This is a genomic window from Meiothermus ruber DSM 1279, from assembly GCF_000024425.1.
Classification (GTDB): Bacteria; Deinococcota; Deinococci; order Deinococcales; family Thermaceae; genus Meiothermus; species Meiothermus ruber.
The window spans coordinates 2200552-2218619 of the sequence record NC_013946.1 but is presented as its reverse complement, the minus strand read 5'-3'; the positions used below and the strand labels follow the sequence as shown (position 1 = coordinate 2218619).

Here is an 18068-nt window from a genome sequence, read left to right as displayed (position 1 = left end):
GGGTCGTTCCGTTGCCTTAGAGCACGAGCAGATGTTGGAGGTTGGCACTTGTACGTGCAGATAAGTACCTGGTTAAGGCCGCGCAGGCTCGAGCTGCTGGTGGGCTTGGGATTCATGCTGGTGTATGTGCTGGCGTTTCCCCTCCTGTACCGAAGCCTCGGCCACGGGGCGCTGCACCTGGCTTTGCCAGGGGTGGCCCTGCTGAGCTGGGGGCTGGGCCTGTGGGGTGCGCTGGGGGTGGGCCTGGCCTTGCCCCTCTTGCACATCGCGTTGCTCGACCTGGTGGGGGTGCCGTGGAATGCAAATCAGGACGTGGTGCTGGTGGTAGGGGCGGTGGGCTTGCTGACCTGTTTGGTGGTGGGGCTGTTTCGATTCCAGTACGACCGCCGCTGGGCCGCCGAGGTGGCCATGCAGGAGAGCCAGGCCCAGGCCGAGGCGCGTAACCTCGAGCTGGCCCTTTACTCCAAGGTGCGCGATGGGCTGGCCCGCGACCTCGAGCCGCTGGCCCTGATGCGCGGGGTGGTGGATGCCCTGCAGGAACACCCGCGCTTCGACAGCGTCGCCGCCTACCGGCCCGAAGAGGCCTGCTTGCGCCTGCTCTGGGCCGGGGGCAAGCAAACCCTACCCGAGCAGTTTGAGCCCACCCACGAGATCGTGCACCGGGCGGCCCACCTGGCCGAAACGGTGGTGATGTACAGCACCGAGGAGCGCAGCAAAGCCGGCCTGCTGGGCGAGCGCAGCCTGGTGGCGGTTCCGTTGCCGGTCAAGGGCAAGGTGGTGGGGGTGCTGGTGGTGGGCAGTGCCCATACCGACCTCGAGCCGCGCGACGTGCGTTTTCTGGAGGGGGTGGCGGGGCAGCTCAGCCTGGCTATTGACCGGGCCCAGGTCTACGAGGCTCTGCGCGAGCAGGAGGCCATCTACCGCACCCTGATGGAGACCCTGCCCGATGCAGTCGCTCTTTACGACGGCTCTAAGGTGCTGTACCTCAACCCGGTGGGCCTGCGCGGGCTGGGCTACGAACGCCTGGAGGAGGTGGTGGGCCAGCCCCTCACCAAATTTGTTCATCCCGACTCGCTGCCGCGCGTGGCCGAGCGGGTGCAGCGCATTCTGGGAGGGGAGCGCGATGGCCTCGAGGAGGTTCGCCTCGTTACCCGCGATGGCCGCGTGCTCGAGGTTGAAGCCCAGGGGGTGCGGGTGCAGATTGCAGGCCACGAGCAGGTTTTGATCTCCATCCGCGATGTGGGCGAGCGCAAGCGCCAGCAGGCCCGCATCGAGTACCTGGCCTACCACGACCCCCTCACCGACCTCCCCAACCGCCGCAAGCTGTGGGCCGTGGCCGAGAGTATTTTTGTGGCCGACCGGCGCAAGCGCGAGACCCCGGCCCTGATCTACCTCGATCTCGACAACTTCAAGCTGGTCAACGACACCCTGGGCCACCAGGTGGGCGACGAACTCTTGCGCCAACTGGCCTTGCGCATCAAAGGTACCTTGCGCCAGGACGACCTGCTGGCCCGCATGGGCGGGGACGAGTTCGCGGTGCTGCTGCCCTCTGCTGACCGCAATTCGGCGATGGCCGCTGCTAGGCGCATCGTTGAGGTTTTTGACCATCCCTTCAATCTGGGGGAACACGTCCTTCACGCGCGGGCCAGCCTGGGGGTGGCGCTTTACCCTGAGCACGGCCAGACCCTGGACGAGCTGGCCCGTGCGGCCGACGTGGCGATGTACCAGGCCAAGCAAGCCCAGACCCAGGTGGCCGTATACGACCCCGCCCAGGACATCAACTCCCTCGAGCGCCTCGAGACCATTCAGCGGCTCAGAAAAACCATTCAAGAAGGCCGCTTCCTCATCCAGTACCAGCCCATCCTGAACATCGCTGAGCGCTACATCAACAAGTGGGAAGCCCTGGTGCGCTGGGAGCACCCCACCCGCGGCCTGCTGCGCCCGGCCGAGTTCGTGCCGCTGGCCGAGGAGTCGGGCCTGATTGGCGAACTGGATCTGGCCGTGCTGAAACAGGCGGTGCAGGATCAGAAGCGGCTGGGGGGTGAGCTGACCATCAACTTTTCAGCTGTCACGCTGGCCCACCCCAACTGGGTGCGGGAAGTGGTGCGTGCCCTGGTGGACGAGGCCCTGCAGCCCAGCCTGTTGTGGCTCGAGATCACCGAGTCGGCCCTGCTGCCCGAGCGGCAAAAGTGGCTGGGGGGGCTGGTGGCGTTGCGCGGTCTGGGCGTGCGGGTGGCCCTGGACGACTTTGGCATGGGCTACTCCTCGCTGGCCCACCTCAAGCAGGTGCCAGTAGACCTGATCAAAATTGACAAAAGCTTTGTGGCAGAGATCGGGCTAAGCCAGACCTCGGAGGACATCCTGCGGGCCATGCTGCAACTGGCCAGCGCCTTTGGCCTCAAGACCCTGGCCGAGGGGGTGGAGAACCGAACCCAGCTCGAGTGGCTGGCCCGCCACGGCTGCCACTATGCCCAGGGCTACTACATCGGCCTGCCGGTCGCGGTGGAGCAGGCGGTCGAGGCTGCTTTTACCAAAGCCTATTGACTTGAACCACACCCAATGTGGTTTGGACCTCTGGGATTGGTTGGGTTGTTTCGCTGGAACTTCCCCTCGAGCCTACTTTTGCCCTGGCTCATCCAGTCGGTGCAGCCAGTACTCGGGATGACGTCTTTCGTGGGCCACAGCGACGACGAAAATTGCGTCTGGGTCAGCTATGTAGAAGATTTTGTACGGAAACTTCTTCATGACCAGGCGGCGCACCCCTATTGGGTGAACCTGAACCCCGGTCTCGGGAAACTGTTTAAGGTGCTCTAGCAACTCGTCGAAGGCCACCACAAACTTGCGCGATAACTCGGGCGATACCGACTGTAATACTCTGCTGCCTGGACAAACTCCAACCTGGCCTCGGGATGGAAGATTTTATCCAAGTCGGGAGAGGGCATCTTGTTTAATTTCTTCCCAGGAGTAACCCTTGGTTTTGCCGTTTTGCAACTCCTCGGCACGTCTGGCTGCCACCTCTGTCCAGAGGCGGTCGTGCTCTTCGGGGCTGATCTGTTCAAGGCTCGAGAGGAGCTGCTGGGCTAACTCGGCCCGGTCTTTCAGGTCTAGTTGCAGCGCTTGCTCGAGAATCTGTTCCTTGCGCATGGGTTCATTGTAGCAACTTGGTGGGAGCCACCGCTGGGTTGATTTGCCCTCTGGGGCTGTGAGGAACTTTAGCCCGTTGTAGAAGAGCAGCCTCTTGCGGGATTTGCTTCTGCCTCACGGTGTTTGGCAGCAAACACACGTAACTTGAGACCATGAATACCTTGCTGTTGGGCGCGACGGGGGGCATTGGGCAGGCTCTGGCGCGGGGGCTGGCCGGGCGGGTGGGCCGGTTGTGGCTTTCGGGCCGCAATGGTGCGGTTCTGGCCGCTCTGGCCCGAGACCTGGGGGCCCTGGCCGTGCCCACCGAGCTGGCCCACGAGCTCGAGGTGCAGGCGCTGGCCCAGGAGGTGGGGCCGCTGGACTTGCTCATCTACGCGGCGGGTGCGGTGCAGAAAGCCAGCCTGCGCGAGCAGGGGATGGGCGACCTCGAGCGCCTCTCCGCCGCCAACCTTACGGGCCTGGCCCGGGTGCTCAAATACGCCGCCTTTAACCCGCAGGCCCGGGGGGTGCTGCTGGGGGTTTACCCGGAGCTGATTGCCGTACCGGGTTTGTCGGGGTATGCGGCGACCAAGCTGGGGGCCGAGGGGCTTTTGAACGTGGCCCGCAAGGAATTCCGCCGCGAAGGGGTGCGCTTTTGCCTGGTGCGGCTGCCCGCGGTGGCCACCGGCCTCTGGGCCCCCCTGGGGGGTGCGCCCAAAAACGCCTTGCATCCAGACGAGGCCGCGGCGCGTATCTTAGAGGGTGTTCTGAGCGAGCCCATGCCGGAAGTGCTCGAGATCAGGTAGGGGAGGAAGATGCGCAATTGGCTGGTGTTGCTCTGGCTGGCTTTGCTGGCGGGCGGTGCGCAGGCCCAGACCAGCCAGTTCACCATCGAGGGGCGCGTGACCTATGCGGCCAGCTACAACCTGGGCCGCTGGGAGGGCAGCAACACCAGCGTGCGCGGTACGGTGCGCTGGAACCCCCAGACCGGCGAGGCCTCGGGCCAGGTCTGCGTGGAGCTAAGCCGCTTCGACTCGGGCAACCCCTTGCGCGATGCCGACGCGCGGGGGGTATTCGACGTCAACCGCTTTCCCCTGAGCTGCCTGGACGTGGAGCGCCTGACCCAGACCGGTGAGGACGCCGTGCTGCTGGGAACGCTGGAAATTAGCGGAACCCGTCGTCCGGTGCGCATAGCCGGCAAACTCACCCGCGAGGGCAGCGCCTACCGCTTTGTGGGGGGGTTCAACACCAGCTTCTCGGAATGGAGGCTGACCCCCCCGAGCCTGCTCTTTTTGCGGGTCAACGACCCGGTGGAGGTGCGCCTGGAGGCTCGAGCGCTTCCGCGTTAAGTAAAGCGAAGTTAAAGAACCTTCTGCACTTGGGGCCAAGCGATCTTGATACTCTTAAAAACCTGGAGGGATTCCATGCAGAAACGAACCGCCCAGTTCTCGGTTCTGGTGTGGTTGCTGCTGGCCTGCAACGCCCCCGAGGCCGTACCCCCCAACCAACCCACACCCGTTGCGGGGCAGGCCTGCCCCGACTGGGTGCACAACCGCCACGTGGTCAGAGGCCCCGATGGCGAGCTGTACCCCACCTGGCACCCCCAGGTAGACCCCGAGTACGGGTGCTACTTCGACCACGACCACGGCGACGACCCCCGCACCAGCCTGGCCAACCCCGAGCTGCCGCCCTTTGGCTACGTGGGCAAGCTGGCGGGTATGCCGGAGGCCCACGAGGGTTTCAAGGTCTTCGTGGCCAACCGCAATACCCGCAACGACGAAGACCGGGTGGCCCTGACCAGCACCCGCATCGTGGCCCACATGGGCACCGGCGGGGTGCGCCGCTACAGCGTGCGCCAGCACTCCTTAATGTTCGATCTGGTGGCCCCCAGCGGGCACCGGGTGAGCGTGCAGGGGATGGCCGACACCGGCCTGGTGGGCTCCATCTGCCAGCGTGACCTCACCCTGGGCGACGCCGACCCCAGCAACGACATTGGCCGCACCGTCATGACCCTTCCGGGAACCGGCTGCCATGGCAACAGCCCCGGCTCGCTCTACGAGATCTGGGCCTTCAGGCTCCGCCTGGCCGATAAGGTCGAGGTGGTGGCCTCCACCGCCGTCTTCGACCCCATCACCACCATGAACCCTGCCAACCTCTCCGAGCTGCACTACACCGAGCAGGTTTTCAGCGGGTTTAGCGGGTTGCGCGGCTGTGACCGCGAGGCCTACCACGGCCCGGTCTACTGGTACAACCGCAACGGCCCCGAGATCTTCTATACCGATGCCTTTGGGCGGCCCGGTGGCCCCATCCGGCAGTTGGTCTCGCGCCACGATGATGTGGGCATCTGGATGTCGCAGCGTTCGGATGGCTTCCAGAACCAGTTCAAACTGATCAGCAAACACTGTGCGCCTGGGCTGGGGCTGAAAAACTAATCCAGCCTCTGGCTACGGGGCGCAGGCTCGTTTTTCGGTAGCCGATGGCACCACTAGATGGAGGGCTCCCGTCCTGATACGTATTTCGGTAGTATCGTTCACTTTGACAAGCCTAAACGATACTACCGAAAGGCTTTTCTACTCCCTTCGGTCGGCTTGAATCCTTCACCTCTGGCTGCGCAGGGTGGCGAAGGATTCAAGCAAAAACGGTATGATCCGGTGCTGGCGGCCGGGACTGGTCGAAGCCGACCTTACGCAACGCTTCCCCTTACAGCCCAGACCGGCGCAATGGGCAGGTGCGACCTTGCGCTAGTCGAAGATTTTTCCGGGGTTGAGCAGGTTGTGGGGGTCGAAAAGTTGTTTGATCTGGCGCATCCAGGCCAGGGCCGGGCCGTGCTCTTTGGGCAGGTATTTCTTTTTACGCAGGCCCACCCCGTGCTCGCCGGTGCAGGTGCCGCCCAGGGCCAGGGTGTGCTCCACCAGCCGAAGGGAGAACTCCTCGGCCCGCGGGTCGCCCGGCTCGCAGACCACCAGGGTGTGAAAGTTGCCGTCGCCCACATGCCCCAGGATATTCCCGGTCAGGCCCAGCTCGCGCAGCAAGCGGTTGGAATAGGTCACCAGATCGGGCATCTTGGATATGGGCACGGCGGTGTCGGTGGAGAGGTACTCCTTACCGGGAAAGAGGTTGACCAGGGCCCAGTAAGACTGGTGCCGGGCCTCCCACTGGGCGGTGCGCTCTTCCTGGGTGTGGGCGGCGTCTATGCTGATGGCCCCGGCCTCCTGCATGAGCTCGAGGGCCAGGCGGGACTCGGCCTCGAGGGCCGCGCGGGTGGAGGAGTGGAATTCCAGGAACAGGACGGGTTTTTCCGGGTAATTGCGGCCCAGGTAGCGGTTGATGGCCTTTATGCCAATCTCGTCCACCAGCTCGAGGCGGGCCACCGGCAGCCCGCTGGCCATCACGGCGTAGGCGGCCTGGGCGGTGTCGGTCAGGTTTTCGAAGAAGACCCGCAGGGTGTGGATGTGTTCAGGGATGGGGTGCAGCTTCAGGGTGAGGCGGGTGATGATACCCAGGGTGCCCTCGGAGCCGATGAAGAGGTCTTTCAGGTCGTAGCCGGCGCTGGTCTTGCGCACCCCCCGGCCCAGCTCCAGCACCTCGCCATTGGCCAGCACCACCTGCAACGCCAGCACGTTCTGGCGCATGCCCCCATAGCGCACGGTGGTGGTGCCCGAGGCGTTGGTGGCGGCCATCCCGCCCAGTGAGGCGTCGGCCCCGGGATCCACCGGAAAGAACAGGCCCGTGCCCTTGAGGGCTTCGTTCAAGGTTTTGCGGGTTACGCCGGGCTCCACCACCGCCAGGAAATCCTCGGGGCGCACTTCCAGCACCCGGTTCATGCGCGAGAGGTCCAGTGAGAGGGCCGGCCCCTGTGGGATCACATGGCCTTCGATGCTGGTTCCGGCCCCAAAGGGCACCACCGGGATGCGGTGTTCGCGGGCCCAGGCCAGGGTGGCTTGAATGTCCTCGAGGCCTTCGGCATAGACCACCGCGATGGGCGGGTGGTGGGCTGGGTAGCCCTCATCCCTGCCATGGGTTTCCAGGTCGGCGGGGGCGGTGCTGACTTTTTGGGGTAAGCGGCGTTGGAGGCTTTCCACCATGGCTCTAGCCTACCCGAAGGAAGTGGGAAGTGGACAAGACCCTCGAGCGCGGTGATTTTTGGCCCATGAACAGCCGATGAGCGTTAAGTGAAAACCGCTGGTGACGGATGCGCCGAGCAAGTCGGCACAAACTGATACCCTGGCGGGTAGTGATGAGCGCTCTGACGAACACACACCAACCTACCGTACGCGAGAACCTACAACGACTGCTGCGCGAGGCCTGGCACAAGCTAGAGCAGCAACCGCTGGAGTCCAGCGCACCGGCGCAGCGCGCCGAACACCTGGCGCGTTGCACGGGGGAGAACCGGGCCTGGGCCCAGAGCCTGTTTGTCTGGGGGGTGGCCAGCTTATACGAGGGCGAAACCCACCAAGCCATTACCTTGCTGTCGAGGGCTTTGGCCGTCTACCGCTTTTTGGGCGACGAAGAGGGCCAGTGGTCTTGCCTTAAGGCTATTGGCCTGGCCTGGGGCTACGCCGGGGATACCGTCCAGGCCTTCGAGACCCACGCGGTGGCGGATCGCTTCAAGCGCCAGGCTGAGTTTTTGGCCCGGGCAACCTGGTTGCGCTGGTTCGCCGATTGACGCTGGACGCTCTTAACTGTCAGACACATTTTCGCTCGTTTTGCTGTCTGGAACGGGTTATTTGCGCTTGACCTGAAGGCTTTGCTTGTTGCAAGCTGAGGTATGGCGAGTGCTGCTAGACGAGAAGTATGGCAGGACGTGGAGGTCAACCTCGAGCTTTCGCTGGAGTTTGACCCCGAGGAGTTCTTGCGGCGCTATCCAGGGCTCTCGCTGGTGCTGGCTGAGTTGCTGGTGGGGCCGCCGCGGCGCTGGCGCGATCCCGCCGAGCTGCTGCCCTATGCTGGTTGCAAGAGCCTCGAGGCCAGGCTACCGCGCCTGCGCTTTAGCCCGCTGGAGACCCGCTCGCTGGGGCAGGCCCTCGATCGGCTGTTTACCACGATTGAGTTCAGCATTGTAGGGCACAAGGTTTTGGCGGTGCCGCCGCCCAGCCGGTTTATCGAGCTGCCCGAGGGCTGGCGGGCCAAGAGCGAGGTCTGGCTCTGCCACCGGCCGCTGGCCTGAACGTATATTCGTCATTTGCCTCCAAATGCCCTAAGCTGGAGAAGCGTGGCCCTGTGCTGCGCGGGTTATGCCGCAACGAATTTTGCTGGTCTACACCAAGGCCGGGGGCGGGCACTTTGCCCTGGCACAGAACTTGCACAAACTTCTGACCGAGCTCGAGCCCGAGTCCGAGGTTCGCCTGTTCAACTTTTTCGATGTGGGGCCGCGCTGGATTGCCCAGGCCATCCAGGACGGCTACAACTTTTCGGTCAATAAGCAGCGCTGGCTCTTTACGGTTTTTCAGGCCTTCTACCAGACCCGGCCCGCCATCCAGACCTTTGCGCGGGTGCTGGGGATGCGCCTGGCCCCGGCCATCAACGAGTACCTGGAGGAGTTTCGCCCCGATAAGATCATCTACTGCTACCCGGTGAACCACGGTTTTCGCCGGCTGCCCTACGTGCGCAAGCACAGGCCCAAGACCCTCACCGTGGTGAGCGATATTTTCAGCCCGCACCTGTACTGGTTCATAGACACCAAAGACCAGTACGTGGTGGCCAGCCCGGAGGCTTACAGCATCGCCCGCCGCTACCGGGTGCCCCCGGAAAACCTGCACTACTTCCAGACCCTTATAGACCCCAAGTACAACAAATCCCTCGAGCCCGCCGAGGTAGCCCGGCTGCGCGAGGAGTGGGGCCTGGTTCATCCCTACACCGTGCTGGTGACGGGGGGTGGGGCCGGCCTCAAGATCAGCTTCAAGCTGGTGCGGGAGCTGGTCAGGATCGAGGGTATCAACGTGGTGGTGGTGTGTGGATACAACCAGAAGCTCTACCGGCAGCTCGAGGCCTTCAAACAGAAAAACCGGCTATCCAACCTGATTGTGTTCGGTTTTACCTACCAGATGTACGAGCTCATCAATGTGTCCAATGTGGTGGTTTCCAAAGCCGGCCCTGCGACCATCGCCGAGGTGCTCTCCCAGGGCAAAGATCTGATCGTGTGCGATTACGTGTGGCCGCAGGAGCACGGCAACGTCGAACTAATTCGGCACGAGAAGCTGGGGTACTACATCCGCCATCCCCGCAAGATTGCCGAGAAAATCCGGGAACTCAAAGACCGGCCCCCCGAACGCAAAACCCTTAACCTGCAAAACGATATCGTGCGGCTGGCCGAGTATATCCTCAGGCTTTAGGCTTTTCGCCCAGAATCTTTTCGATTTTTTCCAGCGCTTCCTGGGGCAGGTCTACCCCGGCGGCGCCCAGGCTTTCCTCGAGCTGTTCGGGCTTGGTCGCGCCAGTGATGGCACTGCTCACGCCTTGCTGCCGCAAGACCCAGGCCAGGGCCAGTTGGGTGCGGGTGAGGTTCAGCTCGGCGGCCACTTTCTTGAGGGCCTTGACTTTCTTGACGTTTTCCTCGGTCAGGAAGCGGTTGCCAAACTGCGGGTAGCGCTCGAAGCGGCTGTCCTTGGGGACACCCTTGTCATAGCGCCCGGTGAGCATGCCCATGGCCAGCGGGCTCCAGACCACCATACCCATCCCGAAGCGCTCGGTCTCGGGCAGGATCTCCTGCTCCACCCGCTCGCGGTAGAGCATCGAGTACTGCGGCTGCTCCACCACGGGCGGGTGCAGGCCGTTGTGGCGGGCAAACTGCACGGCCTCCACGATGCGGGCCGCCGGCCACTCGGAAGTGCCCCAGTACAGCACCAGGCCCCGGTCTACCAGGTTGCTCATGGTGCTGACGATTTCCTCCATGGGCACCTCGGGGTCGTAGCGGTGGCAGAAGTACAGGTCGAGGTAGTCGGTGCCCATGCGCTTCAGGCTGCGCTCGAGGCTTTCCCGCACGTGCTTGCGCGAGAGGCCCCGGCCGTTGGCGTCGTCGCTGGTGGGCCAGAAAACTTTGCTCGACAAAACCAGCTCGTGGCGGGGGAACTGCTCCAGCAGGGCCTTGCTCATCAGCTCTTCGGCCAGCCCTTTGGCGTAGACATCGGCGTTGTCGAAAAAGTTAATCCCGCCCTCGTAGGCGATGCGGGTGATGGTTTTGATGCGCTCGAGGTCCTGCACCGCATCGCCGTAGGTGACCCAGGCCCCCAGCGAAATTTCCGAAACCTTCAAGCCCCACTGACCAAGTTTGCGATAGCGCATGGGCATATTAACCTCCGCCCGCCATCTTATCTTGGAGCACCAGCGCGATTGGGACTTGGGTTACTTCGGCTCCTCGAGCTCGATGACCGCAGCCGGGGCCACGAAGCCCACCGACTTGTGGGTGCCGTCGCAGAAGGGCTTATTGCTCGAGTGCCCGCAGCGGCACAGCGAGACCCGGGGCTTCTCGATGACCACCTCCTGGTCGCCCTGACGGAAGACGTACCTGCCGCCGGTTTCGATACCGATGGAGCCATTCTCGCGAAACTCGATTTTCATGGATGCAATTCTAACCGCGCCTGCTGCGTGTTAGAAAGCTTGGGTTTGACCTGGGGGCTCCGGCATTCCAGAATACTCTGGATGTACACCACCCGTCTGGCCTATGTACACCTGACCGTGCGGCACCTCGAGGCCGCCGTCACTTTTTACACCCGCTTCCTGGACTTGCAACTCTCTGAGCGTTTCCGCAAAACTGCCCTGCTGGTTTCCTCGGAGAACCTGGCCCACTACGAGCTGGCCCTTAGCGAGGGCACGCCATCGGGCTCGGTGGTGCTGGGGTTTGCCGTCCGATCCGAAGAGGACTTCCGAGCGGCCCAGGATTTTGTGCGGCTCGAGGGGGTGCCCTTCCACCTGGAGGATCGCGGCATCGCCTGGGTACTGAGCCTGCAAGACCCCGATGGCAACACGGTGGAACTCTTCCTGGATCGCCGTAAATCGGGGGGTCGGGCTTTCTGGCGCGGTGAGGGCACTCCGATCTGAGGGGGCGCTAGAGCCCGCCAGGGGGCTTTGATCTCGGCAAGCGCGTGTTGTGCAGGGTGGTGGGCCCAGGGCGCACCCTTCAAAAGACCTTATACTGGGGCCAAAGCAAGGAGGAGCTGTGCGCTTGTTGCGTTTGCTAGGACGCTTGTTACTGGTGGTGGTGGGGCTGGCGCTGGTTTTGGCCGTGGGGGGCTGGTTCTGGCTGCGGGCAGCCACCATCCCACAGCATTCGGGGCGGCTGGCCCTGAAGGGCCTCTCGGCGCCGGTGGAGATGAGCCGCACCGCCGAGGGCGTGCTCCACATCAAGGCCCAGACCGACGAGGATGCCTTCTTTGCCCTGGGGGTGGCCCACGCCCAGGATCGGCTGTGGCAGATGGAGTTCCAGCGCCGGGTGGGGGCCGGGCGGCTTTCCGAGGTGATCGGGAAGGCCACCCTGGAGCAAGACCGCTTCTTACGCATCTGGGGCTTCTACAAAGCTGCCGAGCAGGCCTATGGGAGCCTATCGCCCAGTGCCAAGGCGGTGGTGGACGCTTATGTGGCTGGCATCAACGCCTACCTGGCTACCAACCCGCCGCTGCCGCTCGAGTTCCGCCTGCTGGGTTTCAAGCCCGAACCCTGGAAGCCCGCCGATGTGCTGGTCTGGGCCAAGATGATGTCCTATGACCTCTCGGGCAACTGGCGTAGCGAGCTTCAGCGCCTGCAATGGGCGGCCAAGGGCATGACCCCGGCCCGCATGGCCCAGCTCAAACCCCCCTACCCCGCCGATGCGCCCACCGTGCTCCAGGCCGAAGACTTACAGCTTCCTCCGCCGGCCAGGCCGGACGGGGAGTCGGCCCGCTCCCTGCTCAGCCTGGCAGCCCGGCTGCCCCAGGCCCTGCACCTGCCGGGCGAGCTGATGGCCCGGGCCTCCAACAACTGGGTGATCGGCCCCGCGCGCACCGTGAGCGGAAAGCCCCTGCTGGCCAACGACCCCCACCTGGGGCTGGGCGCTCCTTCGGTCTGGTACCTAGTGCACATCGAGGCCCCTACCTACAAGGCCATCGGCAGCAGCTTTCCGGGGCTTCCGGCGGTGGTGATTGGCCGCAACGAGCGCATCGGCTGGGGGGTGACCACCGTTGGGGCCGACGTGCAGGATCTGTACATCATGGAAGAGGTTGCCGGGGGTTATCGCTACAAGGGGCGGGTTGAGCCCTGGCGTACCCGCACCGAGGTGATCAAGGTCAAAGGCGAGCCCGACGTGACCCTACAGGTGCGGGAAAGCCGCTACGGGCCGGTGATCAACGATGTGGTCAAAAACCCCGGTGCGAGGCCGCTTTCGCTGCGCTGGACCAGCCTCGACCCCACCGACCGCACCATCGAGGCCTTCCTGGGGATCGCCCGTGCGCGGAACTGGGAAGAGTTCAAGGCGGCCTTGGCCCTCTACAACGCGCCCAGCCAGAACTTTGTTTATGCCGATGTGGACGGCAACATCGGCTATATGGCCCCGGCCCGCTTTCCCATCCGCCGGCCCGGCCACTCCGGCCTGATGCCGGTGCCGGGCGACGGCAACTGGGACTGGCAGGGCTACCTGCCCCAGGATCAGTGGCCGCAAGTCTATAACCCCAAAGAGGGCTTTATCGTCACCGCCAACAACAAGGTCACCGCCCCCAACTACCCGCACACCATCTCGCTGGAGTGGGAGGAACCCTACCGGGCCCAGCGCATCCGCGAGCTGATACTGGCTAAGGAAAAACTCTCCCTGGAAGACATGGTCGCCATGCAACAGGACATTACCAGCCTCTTGTACCGGGAGTTTAAGCCGGTTTTGGAGCTGCTCAACCCGCTTTCGGAGAACGCGCGCCAGTGGAAGGCCCGTTTGCTGGCCTGGGATGGGGTGATGCGGGCTGAGCAGGTCGAGCCCACGGTCTTCCAGGCCTGGTACACCGAGCTGACCCGCCTGCCCAGCCAGGAGGTAGAACAGGAGTTCTGGGAGCAGCCCCGCTACCTGCTGGCCGCCATGCGCCAGGGCGACCCGGCCTGCCAGACCCCCGATACCCAGACCTGCCTGGAATTTGCTGCCCTCGCCCTCGATAAGGCCCTCGACCGCTTTGGCAACAACCCCCCGCGCTGGGGCGAGGTGCACCGGGCCACCTTCCCCCACGCCATTCTGACCAATGTTCCGCCGCTCAACCGCCTGTCCGACCGGGCCGTGCCCCACGGGGGCGACCGCTACACCCTGAACCGGGCCTCCTACGACCCCAGCACCTTCCGCATGACCGTGGGGAGCAGCTACCGGCAGATCCTGGATTTCGCCGACCTCGAGCGTTCCCTCTTCATCATCCCCATGGGCCAGTCCGGGGCGCTTCTGTCCGGTGGGTACGACAACCTGCTGGCTAAATGGGCGGGCGGGCAGTACCTGCCCATGCGCATGGGCGAGACCAGTTTCAGGACGCGCCAGACCCTCGAGCCCCTGCGTTAGGGCAGCAGGGTTTGGGGCTTGACATATTGTTGCTTGAGTTTTAGTGTACTAGATAGCTAGTGCACTAAGGAGGTGGCTCGATTGTGGGACTTGGACGTGGAAGCAGGGCCGATTTATGCGCAGATCGTGCGGGGGGTGGAGCGGATGCTGGCTAGTGGGAAGATGAAGCCAGGGGATAAGCTGCCCTCGGCGCGGGAGCTGGCGGCGGCCTTGAAGGTCAACCCCAACACGGTGATACACGCCTACAGCCAGCTCGAGATGGCCCAGATCACCGAGACCCGGCGGGGCCTGGGTACTTTTGTGCGGGAGGATGTAAACGTGGAGGGCATCCGGCTTCGCATTCTGCAAGAGGCCGCCCAGCGCTTCTGGTCGGAGGTACAGAGCCTGGGGCTGGGCCTCGAGGAGGCCCTAAAAGCCCTTAGAAGCCTGGGCGCCAACAGCGGCGGGGAGGTGCGGTGATGTTGGCCCGACTCATTGGCGTGACCAAGCGCTACGGTAAAACCGAGGGGGTGCACGATCTGAGCCTCGAGCTCTACCCAGGGCAGGCGGTGGGGCTTTTGGGCTTGAACGGCTCGGGCAAGACCACCACCCTCAAGCTCCTGGCCGGGATGCTCTTTCCCACCCAGGGCCGGGTGGAAGTGCTGGGAAAAAGCCCACGCGAGAACCGGGGCCAGATTGCTTATCTCTCCGACGCCGACAACCTGTACGCCTGGATGACCCCCGGCGATGCCGAACGTTTTATGCGGGGGCTGTACCCCGACTTCAACCCCAGGCGCTACCGCGAACTGCTGGCCTTCCTGGAGGTGCCGCAGCAGAGCTACCGCGCGATGTCGCGGGGGCAACGGGCCCGTCTGCGACTGGCCATGGTGCTGGCCCGCGACGCCCGGCTGTTCTTACTCGACGAACCGCTCTCGGGCATAGACGTGATCTCGCGCGACCGCATCCTCAAAAGCCTGGTGCTGGAGTGGCGGGAGGAGGCCTGCTTGGTGCTCTCAACCCACGAGGTGAGCGAGGCCGAGGGGATTTTTGAGCGGGTGCTGCTCTTGAAGGAGGGCCGCCTGGCCCTGGATGCCCTGGCCGAGGACTTGCGGGCCCGGGGGCAGAGCGTGAAGGACGCCTTTATCGAGGTGCTGGCCTGACGGAGCTGCCAAGAATGAGCTTGAGGGTGTGGAAGACGCGGATTGGCGCATGGGCGGGGCCTAACCCCAACCTTAGGAGGAGGTTCACTTGATCAACACGTTTTCGACTCTGATCTGGCTCGAGCTGCGTAAGTTTGGTGTATTTGGACTGGGGCTCTTGCTGGGGGTGGCGGCCTGGTTTTTGCTGGCCCGCCAGATCTTTGCCTGGACAGGGAGCAACCTCGAGTCGGCCATCGCCGTGGTCTCTACGACGGCGTTTTTTGCTATGTGTGTAAACACTGTGCTGCTGGTGGGGCTGGCCCAGGATTTTTGGCGTGAATACCGCGCGGGTCGCTGGTCGTTGTTGCTGGGCTCGCCTCAGCCGGCCTGGCTGCACCTGGCCGCCAAGGCGGTTTTTGGTGGGGCCGTACTGAGCCTCTTTAACGGGGCGGTGTGGCTCATTATGACTTTCTGGCTGGCCCAGGTGGGGATGGGCCTGCCCCTGGGCCTGGGGGCTAGCCTCTGGCTTTACGCTTTGGGGGGGCTGGCGCTGGTGGTTCCGGCGCTTTTCCTGGGGCTCTGGGTGACGGCCTATACCCCGGGTAAAGCCACCCTGATCGCTTTGGTGATGGGTGTGGTGGGTATGGGCCAGGTGCTGGAGTGGAGTGTGCGGCTTTTTGGCGACCTGTTTTACAAGCTTTTGCCACCGTGGCGGCTGCCGGCGCCCACCTTCGAGCAGAACCCCGCGGTGCGGGGGTTGTGGGAGAGCTTTCCCGGTCTGCCGACCGAAGGCTTTGTGCTTTCGTTGGCGCTGATGGTGCCGCTCTTTTGGGCGGCCAGCCGCTTGTGGCAGGAAGTGGAGGCCTGAGATGCCCAATGCGCATTTTGGAACTTTCGAACGGGTGGTGTTTGGGCTGGTATTCGCCTGGCTGGCCTATGCGGGCTATCGCCTGTGGACGGGCACCTTCAGCCCCACGGCCCGCTGGGTAGGGGTTGGTTTTGTGGCCCTGGCAGCCTTGGGGCTGACCCAGGATCTGTTCGATCTGAACCGCCGGTCGGTGGACGCCGGGGTGGTTTCAGCCACCACCGAGGTGGTGCGTGGGGTGGTGGAGGTGAGCGGCGGTGGGGTCTGTATTGGGTGCGAGCGCAGCCTGGAAGGAGGCAAGTACCGCTTGCACGGGCGCTGGGTCGCTGGCCAGTACACCCTGCGCCCCCAGGGAACCCAGCCCTATGCCCTTGGGTACCAAGGCGGTGAGGCGCGCCTCGAGGACACCCCCTTGAAGCCCGGCTGCACCAGGGGTTTTATCTCCGAAGAAACCCGGCTGGAATTCGACGGCGCCAGCGGGGTGGTGCTCGAGGTGGGCCCAGGGGCTAGCTGCACGAACTAGCTGGGGCCGACGGCGCAACCCACCCAGTGGTTTTGATGCAGGCTTAGACTGTGAGGTGAGGTGATTATGCTGGACGTCCTGTTGCAACCCACCCACTTTTTTCGAGCCCTGGCCGAGCGCAAGCCCAACCTGGTAGCCCCCTTTTTCATTGTGATTGCGGCCACCACGGCGGCCTCGCTGGGGCAGGTGTTGCTACTCCGATTACTGCCCGGCCTGCTGCCTGGGGGCTGGGTGGTGCAGATGGTGCTGGCCCTGGTGGGCGGGGTGGTGGTTGGCATGATCCTCTGGGGGCTGGGCGGGCTTATTGTGCGCCTGCTGGCCGGGCCGGATAGCCGGGCCTGGGAGGTGTATGGCTGGGCCAATGTTCCAGCCTTGCTGGTAGGGCTGGTGCTGATACCCTTTGGGGCTTTGTTCCCGGTAACCGCCGATCTGCCCCCGGTGCCGCCCATGACCGATGCCGAAGCGGTGCGGGCCTGGCAGCGGGAGTACCAGCAGGTGGTGGGTTCTGCGGTGGGCACCCGTGTGCTGCAGGGTCTGGGAATGCTAGGTTCCATCTGGTCGTTCTGGATTATCTGGTCGGGCCTGCGGGTGCTGGCCCCGGCTCGAGCCCTCTGGGCCACGCTGGCAGTGGCTGCTGTTTCGCTGGCTTTTACCTTGTGGGGTATCCTGGCCCAGGGTTAGGGCTATAACTGGAGGCAATAAGCATGAAACGTTGGTTCTGGGCTCTTGTGGTGGCCCTGTCGCTGGGTTTGACCCTGCTCGGTTTGCTGCGCCCGAGGGCTGAGCAGGGCCTTGCAGTCAATGTGGTACGGGTGGAGCAGGGTGAGTTTATTCGGGAGGTAAGGGCTAGTGGGACGGTGGAGGCGCGGGTTTATACCCTCACCTTCCCTAGGCCGGGCCGGGTGGCCGAGGTGCGGGTGCGGGAGGGCCAGGCTGTGCAGGCCGGGCAGGTGCTGGCGGTGCTCGAGACCGTCAACGAGACCGCGCAACGCCGGGTCGCCGCCGAGAATTTGCAAGCCCTGCGGGCGCGGATCCAGGCCCAGGAGGCCGAGTTTGCCAGCAACCGCACCCGTTTGCAAAACCAGCTCCAGGAGGCCCGGCGCAACCTGAGTCTGCTGCAAGCGCTGCTGGCCACCGGTGGGGTGGCCGCCAACGAGGTACGCCAGGCCGAACGCCAGGTGAAAGACCTCGAGGCCCAGTTGACCAGCCTGCTGCAAAACCGCCTCAGCACCCAGCGCGAACTGCAAGCCCAGCTTCAGGCCCGGCAGAACGAGCTTGCGGCCCTGGAGCGAACCATTGCCCAGTCCACGCTGCGGGCCCCGGTGGCCGGCGTGGTCTCGAGCGTGGGCTTCCTGGTGGGGGTCGAGACCACCGCGCCCGGCGGCAGTGGAACCTCGCCCAGCGCCCCGGCCATCCGCCTGGTGGAGGCGGGGAGCCTGCGTGTACAGGCCCGCTTATCCGAGGCCGAGATTCCCTTCGTGCGCCCCGGTCAGCCGGTGCGGATCGAACTCGACGCCGCCCCGGAGCAGCCCTTGCAGGGCAAGGTGGATCGCCTGGGGGTGCAGGCCGAGGTGGCCGCTGGCGGGGGGAGCGCGGTCTTGCCGGTGTTTATACGGTTTTTAGACCCGCAGGCCGAGGCGCTGGCCCGGCCCGGCCTGACCGCTACCGCCAACATCACCACCCTGCGCCTGCCCAGCGCGCTCAAGATTCCCCTCGAGGCCCTGGTCGAGGAGCAGGGGCAGCGCTTTGTCTGGGTGGTGGACACCCAGAGCCGCACAGTGCGCAAACAGCCCATCGTGCTCAAGGCCCGCAACCTGACCCAGGCCGCGGTGGAGGGGCTGGCCGAGGACAGCCTGCTGGTCTCGCTGCCGCCTGAAACCCTTAAAGAGGGTAGCAAGGTCAGCTACCGCCTGCCCGGGGCCGGGGGGCGCTGATGCCAGGCGG

Annotated in this window: 19 protein-coding genes and 1 pseudogene; 15 read left to right on the top strand and 5 right to left on the bottom strand. The window is 64.4% G+C overall.

Annotation, left to right across the window (positions count from 1 at the left end):
* Positions 1 to 54: 54 nt before the first annotated feature.
* Entirely contained in the window at positions 55 to 2544 is a 2490-nt protein-coding gene (locus MRUB_RS10940) for a putative bifunctional diguanylate cyclase/phosphodiesterase (protein WP_244403978.1), read from the top strand.
* Positions 2545 to 2616: 72 nt separating this feature from the next.
* Here MRUB_RS10940 and MRUB_RS16355 read toward each other — a convergent pair.
* Together MRUB_RS16355 and MRUB_RS10930 are read right to left on the bottom strand one after the other, a co-directional pair.
* A pseudogene (locus tag MRUB_RS16355) lies at positions 2617 to 2838 on the bottom strand (type II toxin-antitoxin system RelE/ParE family toxin); the annotation flags it as partial.
* 81 nt (positions 2839 to 2919) lie between these two features.
* On the bottom strand, positions 2920 to 3144 hold the full coding sequence (locus MRUB_RS10930; protein ID WP_013014418.1) for an addiction module protein: 225 nt from the start codon (positions 3142 to 3144) through the stop codon (positions 2920 to 2922).
* A 152-nt stretch (positions 3145 to 3296) separates the two neighbouring features.
* On the opposite strand from MRUB_RS10930, the gene MRUB_RS10925 reads away from it, so the two are divergent.
* The 3 genes from MRUB_RS10925 (at position 3297) to MRUB_RS10915 (ending at position 5555) form a co-directional block, all read left to right on the top strand.
* Positions 3297 to 3929: an SDR family NAD(P)-dependent oxidoreductase gene (locus MRUB_RS10925; protein ID WP_013014417.1), complete on the top strand. Its 633-nt coding sequence runs from the start codon at positions 3297 to 3299 to the stop codon at positions 3927 to 3929.
* Positions 3930 to 3938: 9 nt separating this feature from the next.
* Positions 3939 to 4472 carry a YceI family protein gene (locus tag MRUB_RS10920; protein WP_013014416.1) on the top strand — a complete coding sequence of 178 codons (534 nt, stop codon included), beginning with the start codon at positions 3939 to 3941 and terminating at the stop codon, positions 4470 to 4472.
* A 75-nt stretch (positions 4473 to 4547) separates the two neighbouring features.
* Positions 4548 to 5555: a hypothetical protein gene (locus tag MRUB_RS10915; RefSeq protein WP_013014415.1), complete on the top strand. Its 1008-nt coding sequence runs from the start codon at positions 4548 to 4550 to the stop codon at positions 5553 to 5555.
* Positions 5556 to 5864: 309 nt separating this feature from the next.
* On the opposite strand, the gene MRUB_RS10910 is transcribed toward MRUB_RS10915, so the two are convergent.
* Positions 5865 to 7208, bottom strand: a complete 1344-nt coding sequence (locus MRUB_RS10910; protein WP_013014414.1) for an FAD-binding oxidoreductase — start codon at positions 7206 to 7208, stop codon at positions 5865 to 5867.
* A 152-nt stretch (positions 7209 to 7360) separates the two neighbouring features.
* On the opposite strand from MRUB_RS10910, the gene MRUB_RS10905 reads away from it, so the two are divergent.
* The 3 genes from MRUB_RS10905 to MRUB_RS10895 all read left to right on the top strand — a co-directional run bounded on the left by MRUB_RS10905 (position 7361) and on the right by MRUB_RS10895 (position 9455).
* Positions 7361 to 7789, top strand: coding sequence for a hypothetical protein (locus MRUB_RS10905; protein ID WP_013014413.1), 429 nt, complete (start codon positions 7361 to 7363; stop codon positions 7787 to 7789).
* 102 nt (positions 7790 to 7891) lie between these two features.
* Entirely contained in the window at positions 7892 to 8290 is a 399-nt protein-coding gene (locus tag MRUB_RS10900) for a hypothetical protein (protein WP_013014412.1), read from the top strand.
* 67 nt (positions 8291 to 8357) lie between these two features.
* Complete coding sequence (locus MRUB_RS10895) at positions 8358 to 9455, top strand: glycosyltransferase (RefSeq protein WP_013014411.1); 1098 nt, start codon at positions 8358 to 8360, stop codon at positions 9453 to 9455.
* Here the strand turns inward: MRUB_RS10895 and MRUB_RS10890 are convergent.
* Positions 9445 to 10404, bottom strand: coding sequence for an aldo/keto reductase family protein (locus MRUB_RS10890; protein WP_036198654.1), 960 nt, complete (start codon positions 10402 to 10404; stop codon positions 9445 to 9447). The two genes, MRUB_RS10895 and MRUB_RS10890, sit on opposite strands and share 11 nt — an antisense overlap.
* Positions 10405 to 10464: 60 nt before the next feature.
* Complete coding sequence (locus tag MRUB_RS10885) at positions 10465 to 10680, bottom strand: CDGSH iron-sulfur domain-containing protein (RefSeq protein WP_013014409.1); 216 nt, start codon at positions 10678 to 10680, stop codon at positions 10465 to 10467.
* Positions 10681 to 10761: 81 nt separating this feature from the next.
* Between MRUB_RS10885 and MRUB_RS10880 the strand changes: the two genes are divergently transcribed.
* The 8 genes from MRUB_RS10880 (at position 10762) to MRUB_RS10845 (ending at position 18058) form a co-directional block, all read left to right on the top strand.
* Positions 10762 to 11160 (top strand): VOC family protein, encoded by a 399-nt coding sequence (locus MRUB_RS10880; protein ID WP_013014408.1) that lies wholly within the window; start codon positions 10762 to 10764, stop codon positions 11158 to 11160.
* Between the two features lie 118 nt (positions 11161 to 11278).
* Positions 11279 to 13618 (top strand): penicillin acylase family protein, encoded by a 2340-nt coding sequence (locus MRUB_RS10875; protein ID WP_013014407.1) that lies wholly within the window; start codon positions 11279 to 11281, stop codon positions 13616 to 13618.
* Positions 13619 to 13690: 72 nt separating this feature from the next.
* Positions 13691 to 14077: a GntR family transcriptional regulator gene (locus MRUB_RS10870; protein WP_235438215.1), complete on the top strand. Its 387-nt coding sequence runs from the start codon at positions 13691 to 13693 to the stop codon at positions 14075 to 14077.
* Positions 14077 to 14757, top strand: coding sequence for an ABC transporter ATP-binding protein (locus MRUB_RS10865; RefSeq protein ID WP_013014405.1), 681 nt, complete (start codon positions 14077 to 14079; stop codon positions 14755 to 14757). Before MRUB_RS10870 ends, MRUB_RS10865 begins: the two co-directional genes overlap by 1 nt.
* A gap of 88 nt (positions 14758 to 14845) precedes the next feature.
* Positions 14846 to 15604, top strand: a complete 759-nt coding sequence (locus MRUB_RS10860) for a hypothetical protein (RefSeq protein ID WP_013014404.1) — start codon at positions 14846 to 14848, stop codon at positions 15602 to 15604.
* 1 nt (position 15605) lies between these two features.
* The gene (locus MRUB_RS10855) at positions 15606 to 16124 is read left to right on the top strand and encodes a hypothetical protein (protein ID WP_013014403.1); all 519 of its coding nucleotides are present in this window, start codon (positions 15606 to 15608) and stop codon (positions 16122 to 16124) included.
* 66 nt (positions 16125 to 16190) lie between these two features.
* Positions 16191 to 16805: a YIP1 family protein gene (locus MRUB_RS10850; RefSeq protein ID WP_013014402.1), complete on the top strand. Its 615-nt coding sequence runs from the start codon at positions 16191 to 16193 to the stop codon at positions 16803 to 16805.
* Between the two features lie 23 nt (positions 16806 to 16828).
* Positions 16829 to 18058 carry an efflux RND transporter periplasmic adaptor subunit gene (locus MRUB_RS10845; protein ID WP_013014401.1) on the top strand — a complete coding sequence of 410 codons (1230 nt, stop codon included), beginning with the start codon at positions 16829 to 16831 and terminating at the stop codon, positions 18056 to 18058.
* The last annotated feature ends 10 nt before the right edge of the window (positions 18059 to 18068 follow it).